The sequence below is a fragment of the Streptomyces malaysiensis subsp. malaysiensis genome, from assembly GCF_040653035.1.
Classification (GTDB): domain Bacteria; phylum Actinomycetota; class Actinomycetes; order Streptomycetales; family Streptomycetaceae; genus Streptomyces; species Streptomyces malaysiensis.
In genome coordinates, this window is the sequence record NZ_JBEZNG010000018.1 from 69,505 (window position 1) to 92,633 (window position 23,129).

A 23,129-nucleotide genomic window follows, 5' to 3' on the forward strand; every position below is an offset into this window, starting at 1 on the left:
GGCGTGCCGGTCAGTGGGCCAGCAGCCTGCGCAGCCACCGCAGCCGCGCCTGCCACGCGTCCCGCGAGATGGCCGCCTGCGGTGCCATGCTGTCGAATCCGTGGAAACCGCCGGTCCAGACGTGCAGTTCGGCCTCTCCCCCGGCCTGCCAGATGCGGCGGGCGTAGTCGACGTCCTCGTCGCGGAAGGTCTCGGCGGACGCCACGTCGACGAACGCGGGCGGCAGGCCGGACAGATCCGCCGCACGGGCCGGTGCGGCGTAGGGCGAGACGTCGTCGGTGCCGCGCGCGGCGCCGAGCAGCGCCGTCCACCCGGCCTCGTTGGCGGCCCTGTCCCACACCCCGACGCCGGTCATCTGCCGGGCGGAGGGCGTGTCGTTGCGGTCGTCGATCATGGGGCACATCAGCACCTGCCCGAGCAGGGCGGGGCCGCCGCGGTCGCGGGCCAGCAGGGCGACGGCCGCGGCGAGGCCACCACCCGCGCTGCCCCCGACGACGATGACGCGCTCCGGGTCGATGCCCAGCTCCGCGGCGTGTTCGGCCGTCCAGACCAGACCGGCGTAGCAGTCCTCGACCGGCCCGGGGTGCCGGGTCCCGGGGGCCAGGCGGTACTCGACGGAGACCACGGAGAGCCGCAGTTCCTGGGCGAGGTCGAGCATCTCCGGTACGCCCGTGCGGTTGTCCCCGACCGTCATACCGCCGCCGTGGATGTGGTAGAGCGCGGGCACCGGGGTGGCCGCGTCCGCCAGGCGGCAGATCAGCAGTGAGACGTCCGGCGCGCCCGCCGGGCCGGGGACGGACCGCTCCTCGACCCGGAACGCCCCGTCGCGCTCCAGGGTCTCGTTCGTCACCGGTCGCATCCCGGGCACGTCCTCAGGAGGTGTCGCACCCGGGTCGGCCCCGGACCCGCCGGGCGGCATGAGCTCATGGATGGCCGCGAGCGCGGTGGCGAGTTCCGGGTCGAACGGCGGCGGCGGGCCGAGCGGTGCCGTGGCCGCACGGTCGGGGGAGGTGTGCTCCATGGTCGGCTCCCAGGGTCGTGGCAGGAGGAAACTCCTATGGTCGGGCGCCCACTGCCCCAAGATCAGCAGCCGCGCGGCGGGATTCTACCGGCCGGGTGGCGGGCGGGATGTGGACCGGTTTGACGCGTGGTCGGCCATCAGCCGTTCCAGCTCTCGTCGTACGGATCGCGCGGGGCCGGGACCGGCCTGGACCGGCTGACCTCGAGGTACGGGATGGCGCCACCGCCCACCGGGTCCTTGGTCCGTTTGCGGGTGTAGGTGCCGATGACCTGGAGCCAGGTGTCGGGTTGCAGCACCGGTGGGATCCGCCCGGTCAGGCCGATCTTGACAGGCTGGGCGTCGGCGGCGCAGCAGTTGAGGGCCATGCGGACGAGGTAGGGGGCGCCGTGGCCGTCGAGGGCGACGAAGCCGGTGATCTCGACCCTGCGGTGCTCCAGGGAGCGCCCGTGGTCGTACACCGCGCGCCCGGCGTAATCGGCCACGTTGAGCGGCAGCGGGTCACCTGCGGGGAGGTCGGGGAAGCCCCAAGGGCGTTGCAGCGCCGTACCGGTGTGCATGGCGGTGTACGAGCCCAGCGCGGGCGGCGCCACCAGGATGAGGGCGAACAGCGGGAGCACGAGCAGCCAGGAGACACGTGGCTCCCGGTGGGCATGGCCTCCGTCTGCGTCCCCCGCGTCCCGCGGCCCCCGCTCGTACCAGACGGTGGCGACGGCGACCGCGATCAGGACGACGCCGGCCGCGAGGAGCAACGGGCGCAGCCCCGCCTTCACATAGCGCAGATAGAGGTCGGTGAATCCGGCCCGCAGCACCGCCCCGCCGACCAGGAACAGTACGATCGCCTGAGCCTTGCGGTTCACAGCAGCACCGCCCCGACCAGGGCCGACACCAGAACGGCGAGGACGAAGGTGGCGGGGGCGAACCGCAGCGCGAACCCGCGGCCGAACGTGCCGGTCTGCATGGCGAACAGCTTCAGGTCGATCATCGGCCCGACGACCAGGAACGCCAGCCGGGCGGTGAGCGAGAACTGCGACAGGGACGCGGCCACGAAGGCGTCGGCCTCGGAGCAGATCGACAGCAGCACCGCGAGGACCGCCAGCGCGAGGACCGACACGACCGGGTCATCCGCGGCGCCACGCAGCCAGCTCGCCGGCACCACGGCCTTGAGGGTGGCCGCGGCCATCGCGCCGACGACGAGGAACCCACCGGCGTGCATCACATCGTGGCGTACGGACGCCCAGAACGCGGCGCCCCTGCCGTGGCCGTGGAAGGAGGGGCGGGCCGGTGGGCGCAGCCAGTCGGCCCGCCCCAACCGCTGCCACAGCCAGCCCATCGCACACGCCACGAGCAGACTCGCCACGAACCGGGCGAGCACCATCTCCGGTTGGCAGGGGAACGCCACGGCGGTGGCGGTCAGCACGATCGGGTTGATCGCCGGGGCGGACAGCAGAAACGCCAGCGCCGCAGCGGGGGTGACGCCCCGGCGCACCAGCGCCCCGGCCACCGGCACTGAGGCGCATTCACAGCCGGGCAGCACCGCCCCGGCCACCCCCGCCACCGGCACCGCGAGCGCGGGCCGCCGCGGCAGCGCGCGGGCGAAGAACGACGGCGGGACGAACACCGCGATGAGCGCCGACAGCAGCACCCCGAGCACGAGGAACGGCAGGGCCTGGAGGACCACCGCGACGAAGACGGTCATCCAGCTCTGCGCCACCGGGGCCGACAGCGCACGGCGGATCGGCCCCTGAGCGACCACCACCAGGAGCAGCAGCATGATCAGGCCGAGGGCGGAGTCGAACCGCCCGCCCCGCGGATCGCCCGCGGCGCGGCGGCCGGCCCCGGTCGGGGCGGCTTTGGTCGTGGTGGTCACGGGTGAGGCACCTCCGGCGTCGAGGGTGCGTGGCGGTGTTCCACGCCCCCTCCAGTACGCCGGTTCGGCCCCGAGTGCTCACCGCGTCCACCATGAGCCGGGTGTGCCGCGCCGCATGAGCCGGATGTGCCGCGCCACTTCGCTCAGCCGGGGCTCAGCCGGGGCTCACCCAGGTGCCCAGATCGGCGGAGCGGGTCATGGCGTCCAGCACGGTGGCGCTGCGCACGGCGTCGTCCAGGGTGGCGCCGTGGGCGGTGCCCTCGGCGATGGAGCGCATGAAGTGGTACGCCTCGATCACCTTCAGATCGTCATAGCCCATGCTGTTGGCCGAGCCGGGCTGGAAGGCGGCGTACTCGCCGTGGCCGGGGCCGATGTACACGGTGGAGACGGGCTGGTCCTGGTAGGCGCTGCCACGGCTGACGCCGAGTTCGCCCATGCGCCGGAAGTCCCAGAAGACGGCGCCCTTGGTGCCGTGGATCTCGAAGCCGTAGGTGTTCTGCTCGCCGACCGAGACCCGGCACGCCTCCAGCACCCCGCGGGCGCCGGAGGCGAAGCGCAGCAGACACGAGACGTAGTCCTCGTTCTCCACCGGGCCCAGCTCACCGCCGGTGGCCCGGGTGTGGCCCGCGGTGGCGCCGGTGGGACGGGCCCGCTCGGGCACGAACACGGCGGTGTCGGCGGTCAGGGTGTCGATCTCACCGAGCAGGAAACGAGCCAGGTCCACCCCGTGCGAGGCGAGGTCGCCGAGCACGCCGCTGCCGCCACGCGCACGTTCGTACCGCCAGGTCAGGGCACCCTCGGGGTGCGCGGCGTAATCGCTGAAGAGGCGGATACGGGCGTGGGTGACGGTGCCGATCTCCCCGGCGGCGATCATGGCGCGCGCCGTCTGGACGGCGGGTGCGTTGCGGTAGTTGAAGCCGACCGCGCCCTGGACCCCGGCCTCGGCCACGGCACCGGCGACCGCGCGGGCGTCGTCGGCGGTGAGCCCGACCGGCTTCTCGATCCAGATGTGCTTGCCCGCCCGGGCCATGGCGACGCCGATCTCGCGGTGCAGAAAGTTCGGCGCGGCGATGCTCACGGCCTGGACCCGGGGGTCGGCGGCGACCTCGCGCCAGTCCCGGGCTGCGGTGGCGAAGCCGTACCGCTCGGCGGCCTCCTCGGCCCGTCCGGGCACCTCGTCGGCGACGGCGACCAGTTCGGGCCGTACGGACAGCCGCGGGAAGTGGTGCGGCAGCCGGATGTACGCCTGGGTGTGCACCCGTCCCATCCAGCCGAATCCCACGACGGCGACCCCGAGCGTACTCACCATGGCTGCCCTTCTTCGGAGCTTCTTCGGAACCTTCTTCGAAACCGTCTTTGGACCGTTCCATATTTCTCCCGACCCACACTGGAAGCCCTATCCGCAGGTGTCAACCCCTTTGACAACCGTGTCCGCCTTATGGAACGGTCCACACCATGAGACCGCCGACGATCCGCGACGTCGCCGAACGGGCCGGAGTGTCGAAGTCGCTGGTCTCCCTCGTGCTGCGCGGCTCCGAGCAGGTGCGCCCCGAGAAGCGGCAGGCCGTCCTGGCGGCCGTCGAGGAGCTCGGCTACCGGCCCAACGCCGCCGCGCGCAGCCTCAGCGAGCGGCGCACCCGGACCGTCGGAGTGCTTCTCAACGATCTGCGCAACCCCTGGTTCGTGGAGCTGCTCGACGGCCTCAACTCTGAGCTGTACGCGAGCGGTCTGCGGACCCTGCTGGCCGACGGCCGGCTCAACCGGCGGCTCGGCGAGGACCTCACCCACACCTTCACCGAGCTGCGGGTCGACGGCCTGATCGCCGTGGGCACACTTCCCGATCCGGCGGCGGTGCGCACGGCGGCCGCCCGGGTGCCCACCGTGGTCGCGGGCACCCGCGAGCCCGTACTGCCCGACGTGGACATCGTGGCGGGCGACGACGAGCGGGGCGCCCGCCTCGCCACCGAGCACCTCATCGGCCTGGGCCACCGGCGCATCGCCCATATCGCCGGGCAGGGCGTGGTGGGCGAGCTGCGCCGCCGCGGCTTCGAGGCGGTGATGCGCGAGCACGGCCTTGCCGGGTCGGCCACCGTGGAACAGGGCGATCTGACCGAGGAGGGCGGCTACCGGGCCACGGTCCGGCTGCTGAGCGCGCCACAACGGCCCACCGCCGTCTTCGCGTTCAACGACATGACCGGAGTCGGCGCCCTGTCGGCCGCCGAGGAGCTGGGCCTGCGGGTGCCGGGCGACCTCTCCCTCGTCGGCTACGACAACACCTACCTCGCGCGGCTGCGCCATCTGTGGCTCACCACCGTGGACAACTCCGGCCACGACATCGGCCGCCGCGCCGCACGCCGCCTGCTCGACCGGATCGCCGCCCCCGGCCGCCCCGGCGAGATCGCCCTCACCACCCCGTCCCTCGAAGTGCGCGGCACGACGGCACCACCGCGACCGGCTGACCGCCCCCCGCACACGGACCATTGACGCCCCGTCGCCCGCTCCCGCCGGGTGGCCGTGGGGTGCCCCCGGCCGGTTCGCCCCGGTGCGAGGGTCCTCAACAGCCCGAGCCCGACGAGCGCCGCGACGAAGCGACAGGGAATGCGTTACGCAGTCCGGCGACGTTGATCGGCGACACCCGGAATGAACGCTGCTGCGTGGTAGAGCGCCCACGGGCGACGGCGGTCGAGAGTCTTAAATCAATCGCTTGACTTAAGGTGGCCCATGCGATTGCCTGATCTTGTCGATGACCGCCTCGGGCCGAGGGAGAGCGTCGTGGATCAGGGAGACGGCGAGGTGGCCGGCACCGTACTGCCGCGCGGCACCGCCGTGGTGTGCGGCATGGCCGTCGCCGACCGTGGGCCGTCCCACGAACCCGCGCTCACCGTAGGGCAGTTGCGGCAGTTGTCGGGCGTGGCCACAGGCGGGCCGCGCGAGCTTCCGGGGAGGTGGTGACCATGGCGGGCAGGGCCGTACGGCATGAGCGGGCCGATGCCACGCGCGAGGCGATCCTCGCCGCCGCGGAGCGGCTGTTCGCCGAGCGGGGGGTGTACGCGGTCTCCAACCGCCAGGTCAGCGAGGCCGCGGGACAGGGCAACAACGCGGCCGTCGGTTACCACTTCGGCACCAAGGCCGACCTGGTGCGGGCGATCGCCCGCCAGCACGCCGAGCGCATCGAGAGGATGCGCATACGGCTGCTGGACGAGATCGGCGACTCCACCGACGTACGGGACTGGGTGGCCTGTCTGGTGCGCCCGGCCGTCGAGCATCTGGCGGAGCTGCCCAGCCCGACCTGGTACGCCAGGTTCTGCGCCCAGGCGATGACCGACCCCGCGCTCCAGGAGATGATGGCCGAGGAGTCCCTGGCCTCTCCGGCGCTGCGGCGTACCGTCGAAGGATTCAACCGGTGCCTCCCCGAGCTGCCGCTCGAGGTGCATATCGAGCGCGGCGCCATGGCGCGCAATCTGATCCTGCACATGTGCGCCGAGCGGGAGCGCGCACTCGCCGAGCACACCGCCACACCCCGGTCCAGCTGGCACGACGCCGCCACCGGCCTGATCGACGGAATCGTCGGGCTGTGGCTGGCACCCGTCACCCGCTGATCGCGGGGCCACACACCAGCGGCCCGTGCGGGCCGCCGATCGACAACGGGGGTTCCACCACACACCTCGTACGAATTGAGGGAGCGATGACCAGCACAGTCAACCCGCTGGACGAGCGCGATGCGAAGGCCCCGGAGTATCCGATGGCCAGGGCGGCGGGGTGCCCGTTCGACCCGCCCCCCGCCCTGCGGGACAAACAGCAGGAGGGGCCGCTGGCGAGGGTCCGCCTCTGGGACGGCAGCACCCCGTGGCTGGCGACCCGGTACGCCGATCAACGGGCGCTGCTGGCCGACCCCAGGGTCAGCGCCGACATCAACCGGCCCGGCTATCCCCGGCAGGCCCCGATGCCCCCGGGAGGCACGGGGGTCAGCTTCATCCTCAAGGACGACCCCGAGCACGCCCGGCTGCGGCGGATGGTGACGGCGCCGTTCGCCATCAAGCGGGTGGAGGCGATGCGGCCCGGTGTGCAGAAGATCGTGGACGATCTGATCGACGAGCTGCTGGCCGGTCCGAACCCGGTGGACCTGGTGGAGGCGTTCGCCCTGCCGGTGCCCTCGCTGGTGATCTGTCAGCTGCTCGGAGTGCCCTACAGCGACCACGACTTCTTCCAGGACAACAGCAAGGTCATCATCAATCGGAACGTCACCCCCGAGCAGCGGTCGGTCGCCCATGGGAATCTGCTCGCTTATCTGGACGATCTGATGGGCGAGAAGATCGCCCGCCCCGTCGACGATCTGCTCTCCGGGCTGGCCGGGCGGGTCACGGCGGGCGAACTCGCCCGCGACGAGGCGGCACAGATGGGTGTGCTGCTGCTGATCGCGGGACATGAGACCACCGCGAACATGATCGCGCTCGGCACCCTCGCCCTGTTCGAGCACCCCGATCAGCTCGCCCTGCTGCGCGACACCGACGATCCCCGGCTGATCGCCTCGGCCGTGGAGGAGCTGCTGCGCTATCTGCACATCACCCACAGCGGGCGGCGCCGGGTGGCGACGGCGGACATCGAGATCGGCGGGGAGGTCATCCGCGCGGGCGAGGGGCTGATCCTGGCCAATGACATCGCCAACCGGGACCCGGACGTGTTCGCCGAGCCCGACCGGCTGGACCTCCGGCGCGACGCCCGCCGCCATGTGGCCTTCGGCTTCGGGGTGCACCAGTGCCTGGGCCAGCCGCTGGCCCGGATGGAGCTCCAGGTCGTCTACAGCACCCTGTACCGCCGCATCCCCACTCTGCGGTCGGCCGCCGAGCTGGATCGGATCCCCTTCAAACACGACGGATCCGTCTACGGCGTCTATGAACTTCCCGTGACCTGGTGAAGAGAGAGGAAACCCCGATGAAGGTGACCGTCGATCAGGACAAGTGCGTCGCGTCCGGCCAGTGTGTGGTCGCCGCGATGGAGGTCTTCGACCAGCGCGAAGAGGACGGCATCGTGGTGCTGCTCAACGCCGAGCCCCCGGCCGAGCAGGCCGACGACATCCGGCACGCCGCGGCGGTGTGCCCGGCCGTGGCCATCGAGGTCCGGGACTAGGGCCGGGACCGGGTCCGGGTCCGGGTCCGGACCAGGACCAGGACCGGGCCGCGGACCGTACGGCCGCGACCGGGCGGCGGCGCGGGCGTTCCCCCGCCCGCGCCGCCGCCACCCCGTACACACCCCGGGTGGGATGCGCACGGTCCGCGGAACACATCGACCTCGGACACGTCCATCTCGGACGACATCAAGAAGGGAAGACAACCGTGAACAGCACCGGTCTTCAGGATCGCGCCGTCATCGTCACCGGAGCGGGATCGGGGATCGGCCGGGCCGCGGCCCTGACGTTCGCCGCCGAGGGGGCGAAGGTGCTGGTCGCGGACCTCGACCGGGACGGCGCCGAACAGGTTGTCGCGGCGATAGGCGCGGCGGGCGGGGTGGCCCGCGCGGCCGTCGGCGACCTCGGCGACCAGCGGGTGGTGGACGAGGTCGTCGCCACGGCCGTGGAGGCGTTCGGCGGTGTGGACGTCCTGGTGAACAACGCCGGCATCATGGACCGCTTCTCGGCGGTGGCGGACACCGACGACACCGAATGGGACCGGGTGCTGCGGATCAATCTGACGGCCCCGTTCATGCTCACCCGGGCCGCGCTGCCGCACATGCTGGCGGCCGGCCGGGGCTCGATCGTCTTCACCGCGTCGGAGGCGTCGCTGCGCGGCAGTACGGCCGGCGCCGCCTACACCGCCTCCAAGCACGGTGTGGTGGGCCTGGTGAAGTCCCTCGCGGTGATGTACCGGGAGCAGGGGATCCGGGCCAACGCGATCGCCCCCGGCGGCACCGCCACCGCCATGCGGGTCGACGCCCGGCCGGGAGAACATGGCCCGGCCGTCATCGGAGCCCATACCTCGAGCGTCGGCAGGATCGCCACGGCCGAGGAGCAGGCCGCCGCCATCCTCTTCCTCGCCTCCGACGCCGCGAGCAATGTCAACGGCGTCCTCCTGCCCGTGGACAACGGCTGGTCGGCCGTCTGATCCGACGCCGGGCCCATCACACTGGCCTGTTTTCGATGTTGCTCAAGGTGACAGCGGCTCATTAGAGTGGTTGTTGAGACTTAAAGGAAAATTGTCACGGCTTTCCCCTGTCATCGCGCTCCCCACGGCATCGCGCTCTTGAAAGGAAGGCACTGTGCACAACCAATCTCTCCACTCTTCCGAGGCTCTTGACTACCTTGTCATCGGTGCCGGCCCCGCCGGCCTCCAGCTCGGGCACCTGCTGGCGACGGCGGGCCACACGTACCGGATCCTGGAAGCCGGAAACAGACCGGGCACCTTCTTCCAGAAGTTCCCCCGCCACCGTCAGCTGATCTCCAGCAATAAGGTGCACACCGGTATCGACGACCCCGAGTTCAACCTCCGGATGGACTGGAACTCCCTGCTGTCCCCCGATCCGGAGCTGCTGTTCACGCGTTACAGCAAGCGCTACTTCCCGGCCGCCGACGACTATGTGCGTTATCTGGCCGACTTCGCCGAGGCGTTCGACCTCGACATCGCCTTTGACACCCGGGCGGTGCGGATCCGCCGCGACGACGACGGCTTCACCGTCACCGATCAGCACGGCGGCGACCACCGGGGGCGCCGACTGGTGATGGCCACCGGGGTGAGCCGGCCCTATATCCCCGATGTGCCCGGTATCGAGACCGCCGAGGACTACTCCGATGTCTCGGTGGACCCCGAGGACTTCACCGACCAGCGTGTCCTGATCCTCGGCAAGGGAAACTCCGCGCTGGAGACGGCCGACAACCTCATCGAGACGGCCGCCGTCATCCATGTGGCCGGACCGCACGGCCTGCGGCTGGCGTGGAAGAGCCACTATGTGGGCCATCTGCGTGCCGTCAACAACAACTTCCTCGACACCTACCAGCTCAAATCGCAGAACGCCATACTCGACGGCAATGTGCTCTCGATCGAGAAGGAGCCGGGCGACGGCGGCCGGTACCGGGTGCGGTTCAGCTTCTCCCGGGCGAACGAGGTCGTGAAGGAGATCCCGTACGACCGGATCATCGTATGCACCGGCTTCCGCTTCGACGCCTCGCCGTTCGACCCCGAATGCCGCCCCGAGCTGGTCATCAACGACCGCTTCGCCGCCCTCACCCCGGCGTACGAGTCGGTCAATGTGCCCGGGCTGTACTTCGCCGGCACCCTCACCCAGCAGCGCGACTTCAAGAAGTCCACCAATGGCTTTATCCACGGATTCCGCTATGGCGTACGGGCGTTGAGCCGCATTCTCGACGAACGCCACCATGACCGGGCCTGGCCGGTGCAGCCGCTGGCCACCGATCCGGCCGCGCTGGCGGACGCCGTGGTGGCGCGGGTGAACCGCAGTTCCGCGCTGTGGCAGCAGTTCGGTGTGATCGGCGATCTGCTGGTCGCGGCCGACGGCGACCAGGCCCGCTACCACGAGGAGGTGCCGGTCGCCTACGCCCATGAATCCCCCCTGACGGCGGGCGCCGACTACTTCATCGTCACCCTGGAGTACGGCCCCGACCACGACAAGGTCGACCCCTTCGACATCACGGTGCGCCGGGCGGCGCAGAACTCGGTCGGGGAAGCCTTCGACGCCTCCTATCTGCATCCGGTGATCCGCCACTTCCGGGGCGGTGAGCTGCTCGGCACCCATCACATGGCCGAGAACCTGGAGAACGAGTGGAACCACCCGAAGGTCCACCACGCCCCGCTGGTCGAGTTCTTCGCGCGTGAGCTGGACGCGCAGCCCGCCGGCGCGGGGCGGTGATACCGCGCCATGCTGATGACCGTCCAGGACTTCGAAACCGCCGCCCGGACGAGACTCGACCCCGTCCACGCCGACTTCATCGCCGGTGGCGCCGGGGACGAGATCACCGTACGGGCCAATGAAGAGGCGTTCCGGCGGCTGCGGCTGCTGCCCAGGGTGCTGCGCGGCAACACCGAGCGGGCGCTGGACATCACCGTGCTCGGCAGCCGCGCACGGACGCCGATCCTGCTCTCGCCGACCGCCTTCCACAAACTCCTCGTCGAGGAAGGGGAGTTGGCCACCGCACGAGCCGCCACGGCCGCCGGCGCGATCATGATCGTGAGCATGGCCTCCACAGTCGCGGTGGAGGACATCGCGGAGGCCACCCGTGGCGCCGGTGAGGGCGGCGACCCGGCGCCCCTGTGGTTCCAGCTCTACCTCCAGCCGGACCTGGAGTTCACCCGGTCCCTGGTGCGGCGGGCCACCGACGCGGGGTGCTCCGCGCTGGTGGTCACCGTGGACTCCCCGGTGCGCGGCGCGCACGAGCGCGATGTGCGCAACGGCTTTCTCGACCTGCCGGACGGACTGCGCTGCGAGCACATGGTCGATCCGCGCGAGGGCGGCCGGGTGCGGCCGATCGCCATGTCGGCGGAGATCACCTGGACCCATATCGACTGGCTGCGCGGGATCACCTCGCTGCCGATCCTGCTCAAGGGCGCCCTGCACCCCGAGGACGCCCGGCTGGCGGTGCGCCATGGCGTGGACGGGCTGCTGCTGTCCAACCACGGGGGCCGTCAGCTGGACACGGTGCCCGCCACGGTCGAGCTCCTCCCCGAGATCCAGGCGGCGGTGGCCGGGCGGATCCCGATCGTGCTGGACGGCGGGGTGCGGCGGGGCACCGATGTGGTCAAGGCGCTGGCGCTCGGCGCGTCCGCCGTGGGCATCGGCCGGCCGGTGATGTGGGCCCTGGCCGAGGGCGGCGAGAAGGGCGTACGGCGGCTGCTGGAGCTGCTGCGCGAGGAGCTCGACCAGGCCCTCGCGCTGTGCGGCGCCGCCGGTGTCCAGGACCTCACCCCGGATCTGGTGCGCGCCCCGGTGTGGCCTCCCGCCGACGCGTCCGTCGCCCTGCCCGGTGGAGTGGTCTCATGAGCCGCCTCGGACGGGCGGCCACCGGTGCGGCGGCCGTGGCGCTGACGGCCAGCCTGCCGTACTGGCTGCCCCGGCTGGTGATCGACCTGCGGGTGCGCCTCTTCGCGCGGGTCAACGGCGAGGAGGGGATTCCGGCACCCGGCCGCGAGGTGCCCGTCGAGGAGTTCAAACGGGTCTACGGGCATCCGGCCGCGAACGGCCGCAGCCGCGGCGCCGCCCTGTCCGACCTCTTCTGGTACTGGCTCTCCCCCGGCCCCGAGGTGCACCAGGAGCATCTGGAACCCGGCCCCCGGTACGACGAGGTGGCCAGGACGACCCGGCAGATCCTCGCCGGGCTCTCCCGGGAGCGGTGGAGCGAACTGGTCGGCCGCTGCACCCGGCGGGTGCTCGATGAACTCGACCAGGACACCGGCGGACACGGCACCCGGGAACACCGGGTGCGGCTGCGCGACTTGATGATGCCGGTGTGGGCCGAGGTCTACTACGAAGTGGTCTTCCGCGAACCGTGCCCACGCCATGTCCGGGACCTGATCGTCGGCAACGCCGACGACGTGGTCAGCGCCCTGAAGTGCACCAGCCTGCGCCATATGGACCGGCGGATCCGGCTCACCGCGTATCTGCGCGAACGGCTGGCGAGCGATCCCCCGCCGGTGCCGCTGCCGTCGCTGCTCAACCGACGGGAGCAGGCGTACTACCTCCAGGGCACGTTCTTCAACACCGCCGTGGTGCAGACGTCGGAGGCGATGGCCCATCTGCTGCTGGCACTCGCCACGCACCAGAGCGTCCAGGACCGACTGCTCTCCGGCGAGGAGGACGCCGACTACCTGGACCATGTCATCAACGAGACGCTCCAGCACTTCCCGCTGTTCGGCGTGGCCCACCGCATCACCACCGGGGAGATCCCCCGGGCCGACGGACCTCCGATACCCACGGGTTCGGTCCTGCTGTTCAACTACCCCGAGTATCAGCGGTCGGGAGTCACCGGCCCGCAGCGGTTCGACCCCGGGCGCTGGCTGTCCGCCGACACCCGGCCCTCGGCCTTCATCCCGTTCGGCGTGACCGCCAACCGGCCCTGCCCGGCCCGTGGTTTCGCCGTGCTGACCATGCGGGTCGCGGCCGAGGAAATGCTGCGGCGCTTCCGGCTGGAGTCCACGGCCGAGCACACCCGGTCGCTGCCCAGCCGCGGGCCCTGTCTGCTGATCCCGCACACCGACCGGCCGGCCACGGCGGGCCGGAGACCGGCCGGGCGGGCGGCGAGGCTCGCCGGGATGCGGCTGGGCGACCGGTGGGCGGCCATCCCGCGCAGCCTCACCCAGCTGGTGCTCGGCGGCTACATGGTGTGGGACGCCCGGCGCCAGGGACTGTGCCGGAACTACTTCGCCACGGCCTCCGGTGATCTCGCCGAACCAGCCGTCGCCGTAAGCCGATGAGGAGGGTGAGACGATGACTCCCACAGAGCTCGCCCCCGCCTTCTTCATCGCGGCCGTGGTGATCCTGCTGACCTGCCGGCTGGTGGTGCTGATGGCGGGCCGGTTCGGCCAGCCGCCGGTGGTCGGGGAGATGATCGCCGGTGTGCTGCTCGGCCCGTCGCTCTTCGGGCTGGTGGCGCCGGGCGCCTCGGACGCGGTCTTCCCACCGGAGCTCAAACCGGTGCTCTATGTGGCCGGGCAGATCGGCCTGGTGGCGCTGATGTTCCACGCGGGGTACGAATTCAGGGCCCACGCCGGCAAGGGGCTGGCCGGAACCGCGGTGACGGTCTCCGCCGCCGGGGTGGTGGTCCCGCTGCTGCTGGGCGTGGGGCTGACCTTCGCCGCCCACGGCCACGTTCCCCTCTTCGTCGACGGGGTCTCGATCTGGGTGACCGCGGCCTTCGTCGGGGTCGCCCTCGCCATCACCGCCTTCCCGATGCTGGCGCGCATCATCACCGAGCAGGGGATCTCCGGGACCCGGCACGGCTCGCTGTCCCTCGCCTCGGGGGCCACCGACGACGCGGCCGCCTGGCTCATGCTCGCCGGAGTGCTGAGCGTGGCCTCGGAGAAGACGGGTCCGATCGTCAAGGCGCTGGGCGGTTCACTGGTGTTCGTGGCCGTCCTGTTCCTGGTGGGCCGGCGTCTGCTGGCGTGGATCATGACCAGGCCGGGGCTGAGCGATGAGACCCGGCTGCTGTTCACGGTCGCGGTGCTGTTCTGCGGCGCCTGGTTCACCGACATCATCCAGCTGTACGCGGTCTTCGGGGCGTTCTGCGTCGGGCTGGCCATGCCGCGCCATGAGGCGTCCGAGCGGGTGGTGCGGACCGTCCAGGGGGCGACCCAGGTCATCTTCGTGCCGATGTTCTTCACGTACTCGGGTCTGAACACACGCTTCGACGTGTTCGCCGACCCGGCCGTGATGGCCTTCGGTGCGGCCTGTGTCGTGCTCGCGTCGGTCGGCAAGTTCGGCGGTTGCTGGGCGGCCGCCAAGCTGTGCGGGGAGCCGGGTGCGGTGGCGGTCAGGGTCGGCGCCCTGATGAACGCGCGCGGGCTGATGCAGCTCATCGCCCTCAACATCGGGCTGTCGGCCGGGATCGTCGGCGATGAGCTGTTCGCGGCGCTGGTCCTGGTGGCGCTGGTGACCACCGTGATGACGGTCCCGGTGCTCAACTGGCTGGACCGCAGGGACGCCGGGTCCCGGACGGCCGGGGAACCGAGCGGCACCGCGGCGGCGGTACCGACCGGGAGCTGAGCACCGCGCACGGAAGACGTCCCGGCACGCACTCGGCGTGCCGGGACGTCCTAGTGTGTCAGACCACCGCCCGGCCGGACCGGCGACCCAGCGCCGTCACGCCGTCTCCAGCGGCCCGGTGACCCGCGACAGCAGCGCCCGCTTGTCCGGTTTGCCGCTCGGCGCCACCGGCACCTCGGTCACCACGGTGACGGTGGCGGGGACACTCGCCTCCCCCAACTCGGCCGCGACGAGGGCGCGTACGGCGTCGAGATCCGGTTCACGACCCTCGGCCGGGACCACGAAGGCGTGTGCGGCCTCGCCGGTGCGCTCGTCGGGCGCGCCCACCACATACGCCTGGTCGACATCGGGGTGGGCGGCCAGCGCGCGTTCGATGGCCCCGGCGTAGTGCACGATCGCGTTGATGATGACCACGTCCCGGGCGCGCCCGGTGAGCCGCAGAAAACCGTGTTCGTCCAGGTGTCCGACGTCGCGGGTACGCACCCACCCCGCCCGCAGGACCTCCCGGGTCTGCTCCTCGTCCTTCCAGTAGCCCGCCATCGCGGAGTCGGTGCGCACCCATATCTCGCCGGTGGTCCCGGCGGGCACCGAACGCCCCTCGGGGTCGCGGACGTCCAGCTCCACACCGGACCAGGCCCGGCCCACCGAGTCGTACACCTGGTCCGGCCACTGGGCCATATGGTCCGGGGTGAGCAGGGTGAGCATGCCGGTCTCGGTCTGCCCGTACCCCTGGTGCACCACCGGGCCCAGCCGCCGGGCCGCCTCCGCGAGCCGGTGCGGGGCGAGCGGGGACCCGGCCACGAGCAGCGCCCGGAGGCTGCTGGTGTCCACGCGGTCGGTGCGCAGCACGTCCAGCACATGGTGCAGCCGGGGCACGGTCATCAGACACGCGGTGATCCGGTGGCGCTCGAAGACCTGGGGGAAGGCGAGCGGCGGTTCGGGGATGACGGCGGTGCCACCACCCATCAGACAGGCTCCGAGATGCTCGAAGATCACCGCACTGGTCAGGGTGCCGAAGAGCAGATACCGCTCATAGCGCGCCGCGAGCCGTGCGGTCCCCTCGGTCCAACGCGCGGGCTGCCAGGCCCAGTTGAGGGCGAGCGAACGGTAGGTCTGCGTACAGCCCTTGGGTTGTCCGGTGCTGCCGCTGGTGAGCGTCACCATGGCGATGTCCTCGGGACGGCCCTGGGCGGTCAGCTCCCCCGTGGCCTTGGGGTGGGCGTCCAGGAGGTCCGGGCCCAGCCGCACCACGGTCACCTCACGCGCCGCGTCCAGCAGTTCGGGGGTGGCGCCGGTCTCGTCGGCCACCAGGACGTCGATTCCGTCGGAGAGGACGTAGCCGAGATGGGCCGGGGTCATACCGGGCCGCAGCCCGGTCACCCGGCAGCCCAGCAGGTAGGCCGCCATGAGCACCGCGAAACCCTCGGGTGTCACATCGGTGGCCACCGCGACCGACCGCCCCGGGCCGAGTCCGGCCGCCCGCAGCCCGTCGGCGCACCGGCCGATGAGCTCCAGCACCTCGCCACGTGAGAGGACGCGTGAGCGGTGTTCGAAGGCGGGCAGCTCCGGCCGCGTGTGGAAGGCGTCGATGACGGCCTGGGGGAAGGGCGCCGGTATGGGCTCGGCGTCGCGGTGGGATCTGTGACCGGACGCTCCGGCTAACGTGTCCATGTGCGTCTCCGTTCGGGGGGTGGTGCCCACTGGGACGTGGTGGATCACCGGACACGATACGGCCGTACGGCCCTCCCGGGGCCGGAGTTCGGGATCATCGACGGCGGTGCGGCACCCCTGGTGGCGTCCTGCTCCTCCCGGCGCCGCCCGCACCGTCACGCGGTCATTCGGCGCGCCAGACGTTGTCGAAGGCCGCTTCCTCGATGGCCCGCCGCTGCCGTTCGGCCTCCAGCTCCATCACGGCGTCGTTGACGGCGGCGAGCACGGTCACGGCCGCGTCGCCGGCCGCCGCCGCGGCGTCTCCCGCGGGCTCCTCGCGGACCCCGATGGCCGCCGCGAGGGATGCGAGAACGGGCTCGTCCGAGGCCCAGCGGTCCGTCGCGCGCCGACGGGCGGGTGAGTCGACCGGCACCGCCTGACCGGCGCGCACCGGCAGCCAGCCGTGGCGCCGCCGGGTGATCTGCCCCGCGGCCTCCAGGGCGTCCAGGTAGGCCGAGGACAGCCCGCGGCCCCTGCGCCACAGCCACTCGCCGACCGGTTCGTAGGGCGGCTGGCGGACGAGCGACGACACGGCCTCGTCCAGCAGACGGTCACCGGTCGGGGGGCAGAGGCGCGGCACGATCCGCTCGTCCTCGAACCCGAGGGCCTCGACGTCGAGGAGGTCGATCAGCTCGGCTCCCGCGAGCGCGAGCGAGAGATCGCCCCGCTCCAGGGGGCGGATGGGCGCCACGTCCAGCGTGACGATCATCAGGTCCCGCGGTGTGGTCATGAATCGCTCCGCTCGCCGTCCCTCAGCAACCATACGTCCCCCGGCGTTCGGCTGTCCGCCGGTGCGGTCCCGCGCATGCGCCACGTCACCGGCCGCTCAGGAGCCGGTCGCCCCCCATGCGTGGGCCAGCGCGGCCGCTTCGCCACGCGAGGTGACCCCCAGCTTCTCCAGGATGTTCGCCACGTGGAACTTCACCGTCGACTCGCTGATGTGGAGCTGCTGGGCGATCTGCCGGTTGCGCCGCCCGCGGGCCAGTTGCTCCAGCACCTCCAGCTCGCGCGCGCCGAGGGCGTACAGCGGATCCTCACCGGCCATCCGCGGCGGTCCCAGTGGCACGGTGGCCGTCACCGTGGTGCCCCACTCGGGGACCGCGTCCACGTCCAGCCGTCCGCCCAGCGCGGCCAGCCGCTCCCCGACCCGGCGGGCGTCCAGGGCGGTCCGCCGCAGGACGCCGGGGCCGTCGTCCCGCACGGTGGCGCGCAGCTCGCCCTCGCCGACCTTCCAGCCGATGTGGACGCGGCGCACCGGATGCGGCGCGCCGTCCTGGCCCGGCCCCTGCTCGTCGAGCATGGCGTGCACCACGGCCCGCACCACCGCGCGGGCCGTATTGGCCACATCGGCGGGGAGCGGCCGGTCCGCGCCCTCCTCCGTACCGGGCGGGCCCAGGTCCAGCCGTACGGTCAGGCCGCGCAGCTCCGGGCGGAGGGAATCGGCGAGCCGGGCGAAGGCGTCACCGGCGGGTTCCTCCACCAGCGCCTGATCGCGGTCGGTCCGGGCGCGCAGCTCGGCCAGGGCGGTGACGGCGAGGTCCACCGCGCGGGCCCGGGCGGTCGGATCGTCCAGATCGCGGCGGCGCAACACACCGAGCAGGGCGGACAGGGCAGCCCCATGGGCGTCGACGAGCTCGGCGATGGCCGTGGCCCGCGCGGCGGCCGCGGCGCGGGACTGGGCCAGCACCCCGGGCGCCGCCTCGGTCGCCATCCGGTCGCGGTGCGCGGTCACCAGGTCCCACAGGACGCGGGCCGTCGCCAGGGCCGCGGCCGGGACGGGGGTCTCCTCGGTCCGTACGAGGACGAGCAGCGCGCCCCGCGCGGTGGCGTCGCTGTACAGGGCCAGCACGGGCACATCGGCGCCCCCGATCCGGGCCCGGCCCTGCCAGCTCCCCTCGGCGCGGGCCGCCGGGGAGAGCGCGGCCAACTCGGTGGTGGTGATGGCGGCGCCGGGGTCGCCGGAGGGGTGTCCATGGGTCTTGAACGGTGAGTGCGGGCAGTTGCCGGAGAGCTCGGCCACCGCCCGGTGCGGAATCGCGTCGAAGAGCGCGGCGGACAGGCGCGGAAGGAGATCGCCCAGGGGCGCCCGGATCACATCGACTGCGGCCGTGAGGTCCATGTCCGTCAGCGTAGTGGGGCCTCCCCGCGGGCCCGGCCGTTCCTTCGGCCAGGTGGAACCGGCCGAAGGAACGGCCGGGGCGGGGCATGTCCCGGCCGAGGATGGCGTTGTCGCTACAAACGGCTGGTGCCCCATGAAACAGGGCTGACGGGAGTGAGAGAGATGAAGGCAATCGTCTACGAGGAGTACGGCGGCCCCGAGGTGCTGCGGCTGAAGGAGACGGAGGAGCCGCATCCGGGTCCCGGGCAGGTACGGCTGAAGGTCGTGGCCGCCGCCGTGAACCCCATCGACTACAAGATCCGCCGTGGCTGGATGCCGCAGATGGGCCCCGGGCTCCCCGCCGTCCCCGGCTCGGAGGCGGCCGGGATCGTCGACGAGGTCGGCGAGGGGGTCACTGATCGGTCGGTGGGCGATGAGGTGCTGGGCTGGACGGACACCGGCGCCTACGCCTCGTACGCCCTGGCCACCGCTGTCGTCCCCAAGCCGGCCGACCTCGACTGGGAGACGGCCGCCGCGCTGCCCGTGGCCACCGAGACCTCGGCGCGCGTGCTCGACCTGCTGGGGCTCAAGGAAGGCGAGACGCTGCTGCTGCACGGGGCCGCCGGTGCGGTCGGCGGGGTCGGCGTCCAGCTCGCGGTGGCCCGGGGAGTCACCGTCATCGGCACCGCCTCGCCCGCCAACCACGACTATCTGCGCTCGCTCGGCGCGATCCCCGTGGCGTACGGCGAGGGCCTGGCCGACCGGGTGCGCGCCGTGGCCCCGAAGGGTGTCGATGCCGTCTACGACGCGGCCGGTCAGGGTGCCCTGCCGGTCTCGATCGAGCTGCGGGGCGGCACGACCGACCGCATCGTGACCATCGCCGACCCCGCGGCCGCCGATCTCGGTGTCACGTTCTCCGGTGGCGGCGGTGGCCGCCCCCTGGAGGACATCGCCGGATACGCCCGGCTCGCCGCGGAGGGCCGGCTGCGGGTGCCCATCGTGCGGAGCTTCCCGCTCGCCGACGCCGCCGAGGCCCATGAGCAGAGCGAGGCCGGCCACAGCCGGGGCAAGCTCATCCTGCGGCCTGATGAAACGCCGTTGTGACCTAGGGGGCCGCGTTCATCAGGTCGAGCGCACTGTGCTGTCGTGCCGCGTCGGTCTTGTCCAGCGGTCCTGACCAGCGCAGTCCGTACTGGTCCAGGGCGTTGCGGTCGGCGGCGTAGGCGCGGTCGGCCTGCCGTTTGAGGTAGGCCGTGTAGGGGTGGTCGGCCAAGGCCGCGTTCAGCTTGGCCAGCCCCCGCACATGGGCGCCCTTGAACGACGGGCCGTCGGCGCCGCAGTCGCCGGTCTCGCACGGGTCCCTGAGGATGCCGTCGGCCGTGTTGAGCTGGGACGACGTAGTGGCGGCCGTGGCGATACGGCGGGCCGTGGCGAGCACGGAATCGTCACCGGTCGCCTTGTGCAGCTCGGTGAGGCCACCGAGCAGCACGCCCTGGTTGTAGGACCAGACGGCGCTGCCGTTGTTCTTGCACGTGCCCAGGTCGATGCCGTCGTTGACGAGGTTCGAGGAGTTCACCATGGCGGTGCCCTGGAACCAGGTCCACTCCGCCTTCGCCCGTTGGAGATAGGTGGTGTCGCCGGAAATCCGGTTGTGCAGGGCGGCGTTCAGCTGGAGGTAGAGGGAGTTGGCGATGGCGTTCTTGTAAGTCTTCGCGGTGCTCCACCACACGCCGCCACCACAGGTGGAGTCCCAGTAGGAGGCCATGTAGTCGGCGTCGGCACGGGCGGTGGCCAGATAGCGCGAGTCGCCGGTGAGGTCATAGGCGGCCACCCAGGCCAGACCCCACCAGCCGGTGTCGTCGATGTAGTCGTTGCGGAACTGCCCGCCCTGCGCACCGAGGTTGAGGTCGTAGGTGCGGGCGATCGCGTATTCGTAGCTGTGCATGCCGGAGACGCGGATGTTGTCGATGACGGCCGTGAGGGCGTTGGCCGAGTTCCACCAGCCGGTGGTGGAGAACAGCCCGGTCCCGTAGGAGTAGTAGGCCATCTGCGCGGTGGCGGCGGCCGTGCGGCGGTCCCAGGCGTTCCAGGTGGTACGGGCCCAGGGGGTACAGGCGATGTCGGGGCGGTCACCGGCCTTGCCGCAGGCCCGTAGCGCGCCGACGCCATGGGCGCCCCAGTCGTCCACGTTGTACATGAGGGTGCGCCAGCCGCGCTGTCCGGCGGGGATGGCGGTGTTGCCGAGGCGGCTGCCGGAGGACCAGGTCCGGCCGCCGTCGAACGAGCGGTCGAGCCACACCTCGTCACCGGGGCTGCCGTTGTCGATGGAGGCCCAGCCCATGGCGTCGGCGTCGTCGAAGTGCAGGGCGATGGAGCGGGAGAAGAGGGTGGCCGTCACGGGGTTGCGGCTCTGCGGGGCGAGCGCCGGGTCGCGGCTGTCGCAGTACTTGTTGCAGATGGTGGCGGACGGCGCCGCCTGGGCCGTGGCCGGGAGGAGCAGCGGGGCCAGCAGGGCGAGCGCTCCGGTGGCGAGGGCGGCCAGGCGGGTGAGCGGCGGTCTCTTGCGTCTCATGCCGTGCCTCCTGTCGGCCTAGTTGAAGGGGTCCAGGGTGATGGACGCCTGCTGCGGATTGCCGTCGTGGACGAGCGACTCGTGCTGCCCGACGTCGTCGAAGGCGAAGGCGTACGCCTTGCCGTCGGCCATCTGGGCGTGGATCGCGCGGGCGTAGTGGTTGGTCACGGCGTCGGTGTAGAACCCGGCGTCACTCGTGTCCGGCTGATTGGGGTTGGTGAGCAGCGTCGTGCGGTTGTAGCCCGCGCACAGGGTCCGCGAAATCGGGCCGCGCACCTGGTCGTTGGGCGCGTCGAGCCGCTTATAGCAGCCGAAGACCGAGTCGGAGTCCGGCTTCTGGAAGCTGGTGACCACGGCTCCTGCGCTGTTGGTGAAGTTCATGACGTCGCCGGAGACCCGGCCGAAGTACTTGGTGTCCGGCCGGTCGGCGAAGGGGGTGACCGTGAGGGTGGCGCCGGTGTACTTCTGCCACACCCGGTTGATGTAGTCGTCCATCGCGCTCGCGGGCAGGGCGCCCGCCTCGATGCCGTGTCCGGGCGACAGGGCCCGCAGGACGCTGCCGTCCGGCCGGGTCTGGATGAGCTTGCCCCAGCCGCCCGACTGTGCGCGCAGCGCGTTGAGGACGCCGTTGTAGCCGCCGGACTTGAGGTGCCCGGTGGTCTTCACGCTGCCATCGCCGCCCTGCACCCCCACCGCGTACGGCGCGGAGAACATGTCGACCTGGGTGCTGTTGATGTACAGCCCGGAGTCGTCGAGGGTGAACTCGCTCCAGTTGAACAGGATGTTCCGGTTGGGGTCCGAGGGGTTCTGCACGGCGGGCTGCACCAGGCCGCCGGTGGTGAGCCTGAAGTCCAGCTTCTGGCCGTAGGAGAAGTAGACCCGGCCGGAGAGCTTCGGGATGCGGATCGTCACGGACTGGCCGTTGGCCGGTCCCGCGATCGACGCGTCCGGGGCCGGGGTGGGCGGGTTGCCGCCGGCCGGCCAGGGGTGGAAGGTCCCGGAGGCGTCGGCCCAGCCCTGCTGCCCGGTCGCGAGCAGGGTGCCGAGCGTATAGACGTAGATCTGGTCGCCGCGCCCGGAGTTGTTGGTGAATTTCAGCGGGATCGTGCTCGGCACGGCCGCCCGGGCGGACGCCTCGGGGGCCAGTGCGGTGGTCATGCCCAGGGCCAGCAGCAGGGCCGACGCCCAGCAGGGCAGGGTCCGGAATCGGATGGAGACGCGTCTGGACATACGTCACCTCTCGCGCGGCCGCACGGCCGCGTCGCGGGGGAATGGGGAGGGTGCTCGTGAAGCCAGGTTGCGGAGGTCATCATGGCAGTGAACATGACACTGGTCTAGACATACTCACGTTCCGACATCAGCGCACCGGCGGGTGCGGAGCCTTGGGATCATGGGCGTCTGCCGGGTCGGGGTCGTCCCGTTCGACGCGGAGACCGCTCCCGCCCGGTCAGGAGACGACGCGCACCCCGCGGGTCATCCGCCTCCATACGGGTACTCGCGGGCTGCGGCCGACGTCCCCCGGCCGTTTTCCCGCTGGGAGGAGACCCCGTATGTACGCGCAGGCGCAGCCCCGCCCGGCGCACGTGCCGGCGGGGGTCAACGCGGAAGGCGATGGCATCGTGCTCGGCGACGGACCGGTGATGATCGACGCCTTCATCGACTTCCAGTGCCCTTACTGCCGGATGTTCGAGGAGTCGTCGGGGCCGATGCTCGACACCATGGTCGAGACCCGCCGGATCACCCTGACCTATCACCCGATGGCGTTCCTCGACGAGATGTCGACCAACCGGTACTCCACCCGGGCCTCGGCCGCCTCGGGCTGCGCGGCCGACGGCGGACGGTTCCTGGAGTATCTCTACATCGTCTTCGCCAACCAGCCGCCCGAGGGCGGGCCGGGACTCACCGACGAGGAGCTCATCGCGCTCGGCACCCCGGTCGGGCTGACCGGCTCCTTCGCGGGGTGTGTGCGCGGGGAGGCCCATCTCGACTGGCCACCGTATGTGACCGCGCGGGCGGCCGCGCGAAAGGTCGGCGCCACCCCGACGGTCCTGGTCGACGGGGTGCTCGTACGGCCTCATCAGAGGCTGATCAAGACGGCCGTGGAGGCCGCCCTCCACGCCAGGGGGTGATCGACGGACACCCCGGGAAGGGATCC

Annotated in this window: 21 protein-coding genes; 12 read left to right on the plus strand and 9 right to left on the minus strand. The window is 71.8% G+C overall.

Features of this window, described 5'->3' with window-relative positions:
* Positions 1 to 10: 10 nt before the first annotated feature.
* The 4 genes from AB0E24_RS30030 to AB0E24_RS30045 form a co-directional block, all read right to left on the minus strand.
* Positions 11 to 1,021: an alpha/beta hydrolase fold domain-containing protein gene (locus AB0E24_RS30030; protein ID WP_100808268.1), complete on the minus strand. Its 1,011-nt coding sequence runs from the start codon at positions 1,019 to 1,021 to the stop codon at positions 11 to 13.
* Between the two features lie 137 nt (positions 1,022 to 1,158).
* Positions 1,159 to 1,878 carry a TIGR03943 family putative permease subunit gene (locus AB0E24_RS30035; protein ID WP_359381647.1) on the minus strand — a complete coding sequence of 240 codons (720 nt, stop codon included), beginning with the start codon at positions 1,876 to 1,878 and terminating at the stop codon, positions 1,159 to 1,161.
* Positions 1,875 to 2,888 (minus strand): permease, encoded by a 1,014-nt coding sequence (locus AB0E24_RS30040; RefSeq protein ID WP_359381649.1) that lies wholly within the window; start codon positions 2,886 to 2,888, stop codon positions 1,875 to 1,877. Before AB0E24_RS30040 ends, AB0E24_RS30035 begins: the two co-directional genes overlap by 4 nt.
* 154 nt (positions 2,889 to 3,042) lie before the next feature.
* Positions 3,043 to 4,197: a Gfo/Idh/MocA family protein gene (locus AB0E24_RS30045; RefSeq protein ID WP_359381652.1), complete on the minus strand. Its 1,155-nt coding sequence runs from the start codon at positions 4,195 to 4,197 to the stop codon at positions 3,043 to 3,045.
* Between the two features lie 146 nt (positions 4,198 to 4,343).
* Between AB0E24_RS30045 and AB0E24_RS30050 the strand changes: the two genes are divergently transcribed.
* The 10 genes from AB0E24_RS30050 to AB0E24_RS30095 all read left to right on the plus strand — a co-directional run bounded on the left by AB0E24_RS30050 (position 4,344) and on the right by AB0E24_RS30095 (position 14,594).
* Positions 4,344 to 5,372, plus strand: coding sequence for a LacI family DNA-binding transcriptional regulator (locus AB0E24_RS30050; protein WP_359381654.1), 1,029 nt, complete (start codon positions 4,344 to 4,346; stop codon positions 5,370 to 5,372).
* 288 nt (positions 5,373 to 5,660) lie between these two features.
* Positions 5,661 to 5,840, plus strand: coding sequence for a hypothetical protein (locus AB0E24_RS30055; RefSeq protein WP_359381656.1), 180 nt, complete (start codon positions 5,661 to 5,663; stop codon positions 5,838 to 5,840).
* Positions 5,841 to 5,842: 2 nt separating this feature from the next.
* Entirely contained in the window at positions 5,843 to 6,487 is a 645-nt protein-coding gene (locus AB0E24_RS30060; protein WP_069867707.1) for a TetR/AcrR family transcriptional regulator, read from the plus strand.
* Positions 6,488 to 6,573: 86 nt separating this feature from the next.
* On the plus strand, positions 6,574 to 7,803 hold the full coding sequence (locus AB0E24_RS30065) for a cytochrome P450 (RefSeq protein ID WP_079256322.1): 1,230 nt from the start codon (positions 6,574 to 6,576) through the stop codon (positions 7,801 to 7,803).
* Positions 7,804 to 7,820: 17 nt separating this feature from the next.
* Positions 7,821 to 8,015 (plus strand): ferredoxin, encoded by a 195-nt coding sequence (locus tag AB0E24_RS30070; RefSeq protein WP_069867705.1) that lies wholly within the window; start codon positions 7,821 to 7,823, stop codon positions 8,013 to 8,015.
* A 206-nt stretch (positions 8,016 to 8,221) separates the two neighbouring features.
* On the plus strand, positions 8,222 to 8,986 hold the full coding sequence (locus AB0E24_RS30075) for an SDR family NAD(P)-dependent oxidoreductase (protein WP_069867704.1): 765 nt from the start codon (positions 8,222 to 8,224) through the stop codon (positions 8,984 to 8,986).
* Positions 8,987 to 9,140: 154 nt separating this feature from the next.
* Positions 9,141 to 10,745, plus strand: a complete 1,605-nt coding sequence (locus AB0E24_RS30080) for an NAD(P)-binding domain-containing protein (protein ID WP_069867703.1) — start codon at positions 9,141 to 9,143, stop codon at positions 10,743 to 10,745.
* Between the two features lie 9 nt (positions 10,746 to 10,754).
* Positions 10,755 to 11,873 carry an alpha-hydroxy acid oxidase gene (locus tag AB0E24_RS30085; protein ID WP_359381661.1) on the plus strand — a complete coding sequence of 373 codons (1,119 nt, stop codon included), beginning with the start codon at positions 10,755 to 10,757 and terminating at the stop codon, positions 11,871 to 11,873.
* Positions 11,870 to 13,303, plus strand: a complete 1,434-nt coding sequence (locus AB0E24_RS30090) for a cytochrome P450 (RefSeq protein WP_232636593.1) — start codon at positions 11,870 to 11,872, stop codon at positions 13,301 to 13,303. The genes AB0E24_RS30085 and AB0E24_RS30090 overlap by 4 nt, the downstream gene beginning before the upstream one ends.
* Before the next feature lie 13 nt (positions 13,304 to 13,316).
* Positions 13,317 to 14,594, plus strand: a complete 1,278-nt coding sequence (locus tag AB0E24_RS30095; protein ID WP_232636594.1) for a cation:proton antiporter — start codon at positions 13,317 to 13,319, stop codon at positions 14,592 to 14,594.
* 96 nt (positions 14,595 to 14,690) lie between these two features.
* On the opposite strand, the gene AB0E24_RS30100 is transcribed toward AB0E24_RS30095, so the two are convergent.
* From AB0E24_RS30100 to AB0E24_RS30110, 3 genes are all read right to left on the minus strand, one after another.
* Complete coding sequence (locus AB0E24_RS30100) at positions 14,691 to 16,265, minus strand: class I adenylate-forming enzyme family protein (protein WP_147965501.1); 1,575 nt, start codon at positions 16,263 to 16,265, stop codon at positions 14,691 to 14,693.
* 163 nt (positions 16,266 to 16,428) lie between these two features.
* Positions 16,429 to 17,034, minus strand: a complete 606-nt coding sequence (locus AB0E24_RS30105) for a GOLPH3/VPS74 family protein (RefSeq protein WP_359381666.1) — start codon at positions 17,032 to 17,034, stop codon at positions 16,429 to 16,431.
* 96 nt (positions 17,035 to 17,130) lie between these two features.
* A complete protein-coding gene (locus AB0E24_RS30110) occupies positions 17,131 to 18,423 on the minus strand; it encodes a helix-turn-helix transcriptional regulator (protein WP_174884403.1) in 1,293 nt (430 codons plus the stop codon).
* Between the two features lie 162 nt (positions 18,424 to 18,585).
* On the opposite strand from AB0E24_RS30110, the gene AB0E24_RS30115 reads away from it, so the two are divergent.
* Complete coding sequence (locus AB0E24_RS30115) at positions 18,586 to 19,506, plus strand: NADP-dependent oxidoreductase (protein WP_359381668.1); 921 nt, start codon at positions 18,586 to 18,588, stop codon at positions 19,504 to 19,506.
* Between the two features lies 1 nt (position 19,507).
* Here AB0E24_RS30115 and AB0E24_RS30120 read toward each other — a convergent pair whose 3' ends face one another.
* Together AB0E24_RS30120 and AB0E24_RS30125 are read right to left on the minus strand one after the other, a co-directional pair.
* Positions 19,508 to 20,974 (minus strand): glycoside hydrolase family 76 protein, encoded by a 1,467-nt coding sequence (locus tag AB0E24_RS30120; RefSeq protein ID WP_102933588.1) that lies wholly within the window; start codon positions 20,972 to 20,974, stop codon positions 19,508 to 19,510.
* Positions 20,975 to 20,992: 18 nt separating this feature from the next.
* Positions 20,993 to 22,204, minus strand: a complete 1,212-nt coding sequence (locus AB0E24_RS30125; protein WP_359381671.1) for a glycoside hydrolase family 64 protein — start codon at positions 22,202 to 22,204, stop codon at positions 20,993 to 20,995.
* Between the two features lie 320 nt (positions 22,205 to 22,524).
* Here AB0E24_RS30125 and AB0E24_RS30130 point away from each other — a divergent pair, with 320 nt between their 5' ends.
* Complete coding sequence (locus AB0E24_RS30130; RefSeq protein ID WP_359381673.1) at positions 22,525 to 23,103, plus strand: DsbA family protein; 579 nt, start codon at positions 22,525 to 22,527, stop codon at positions 23,101 to 23,103.
* Positions 23,104 to 23,129: the final 26 nt, after the last annotated feature.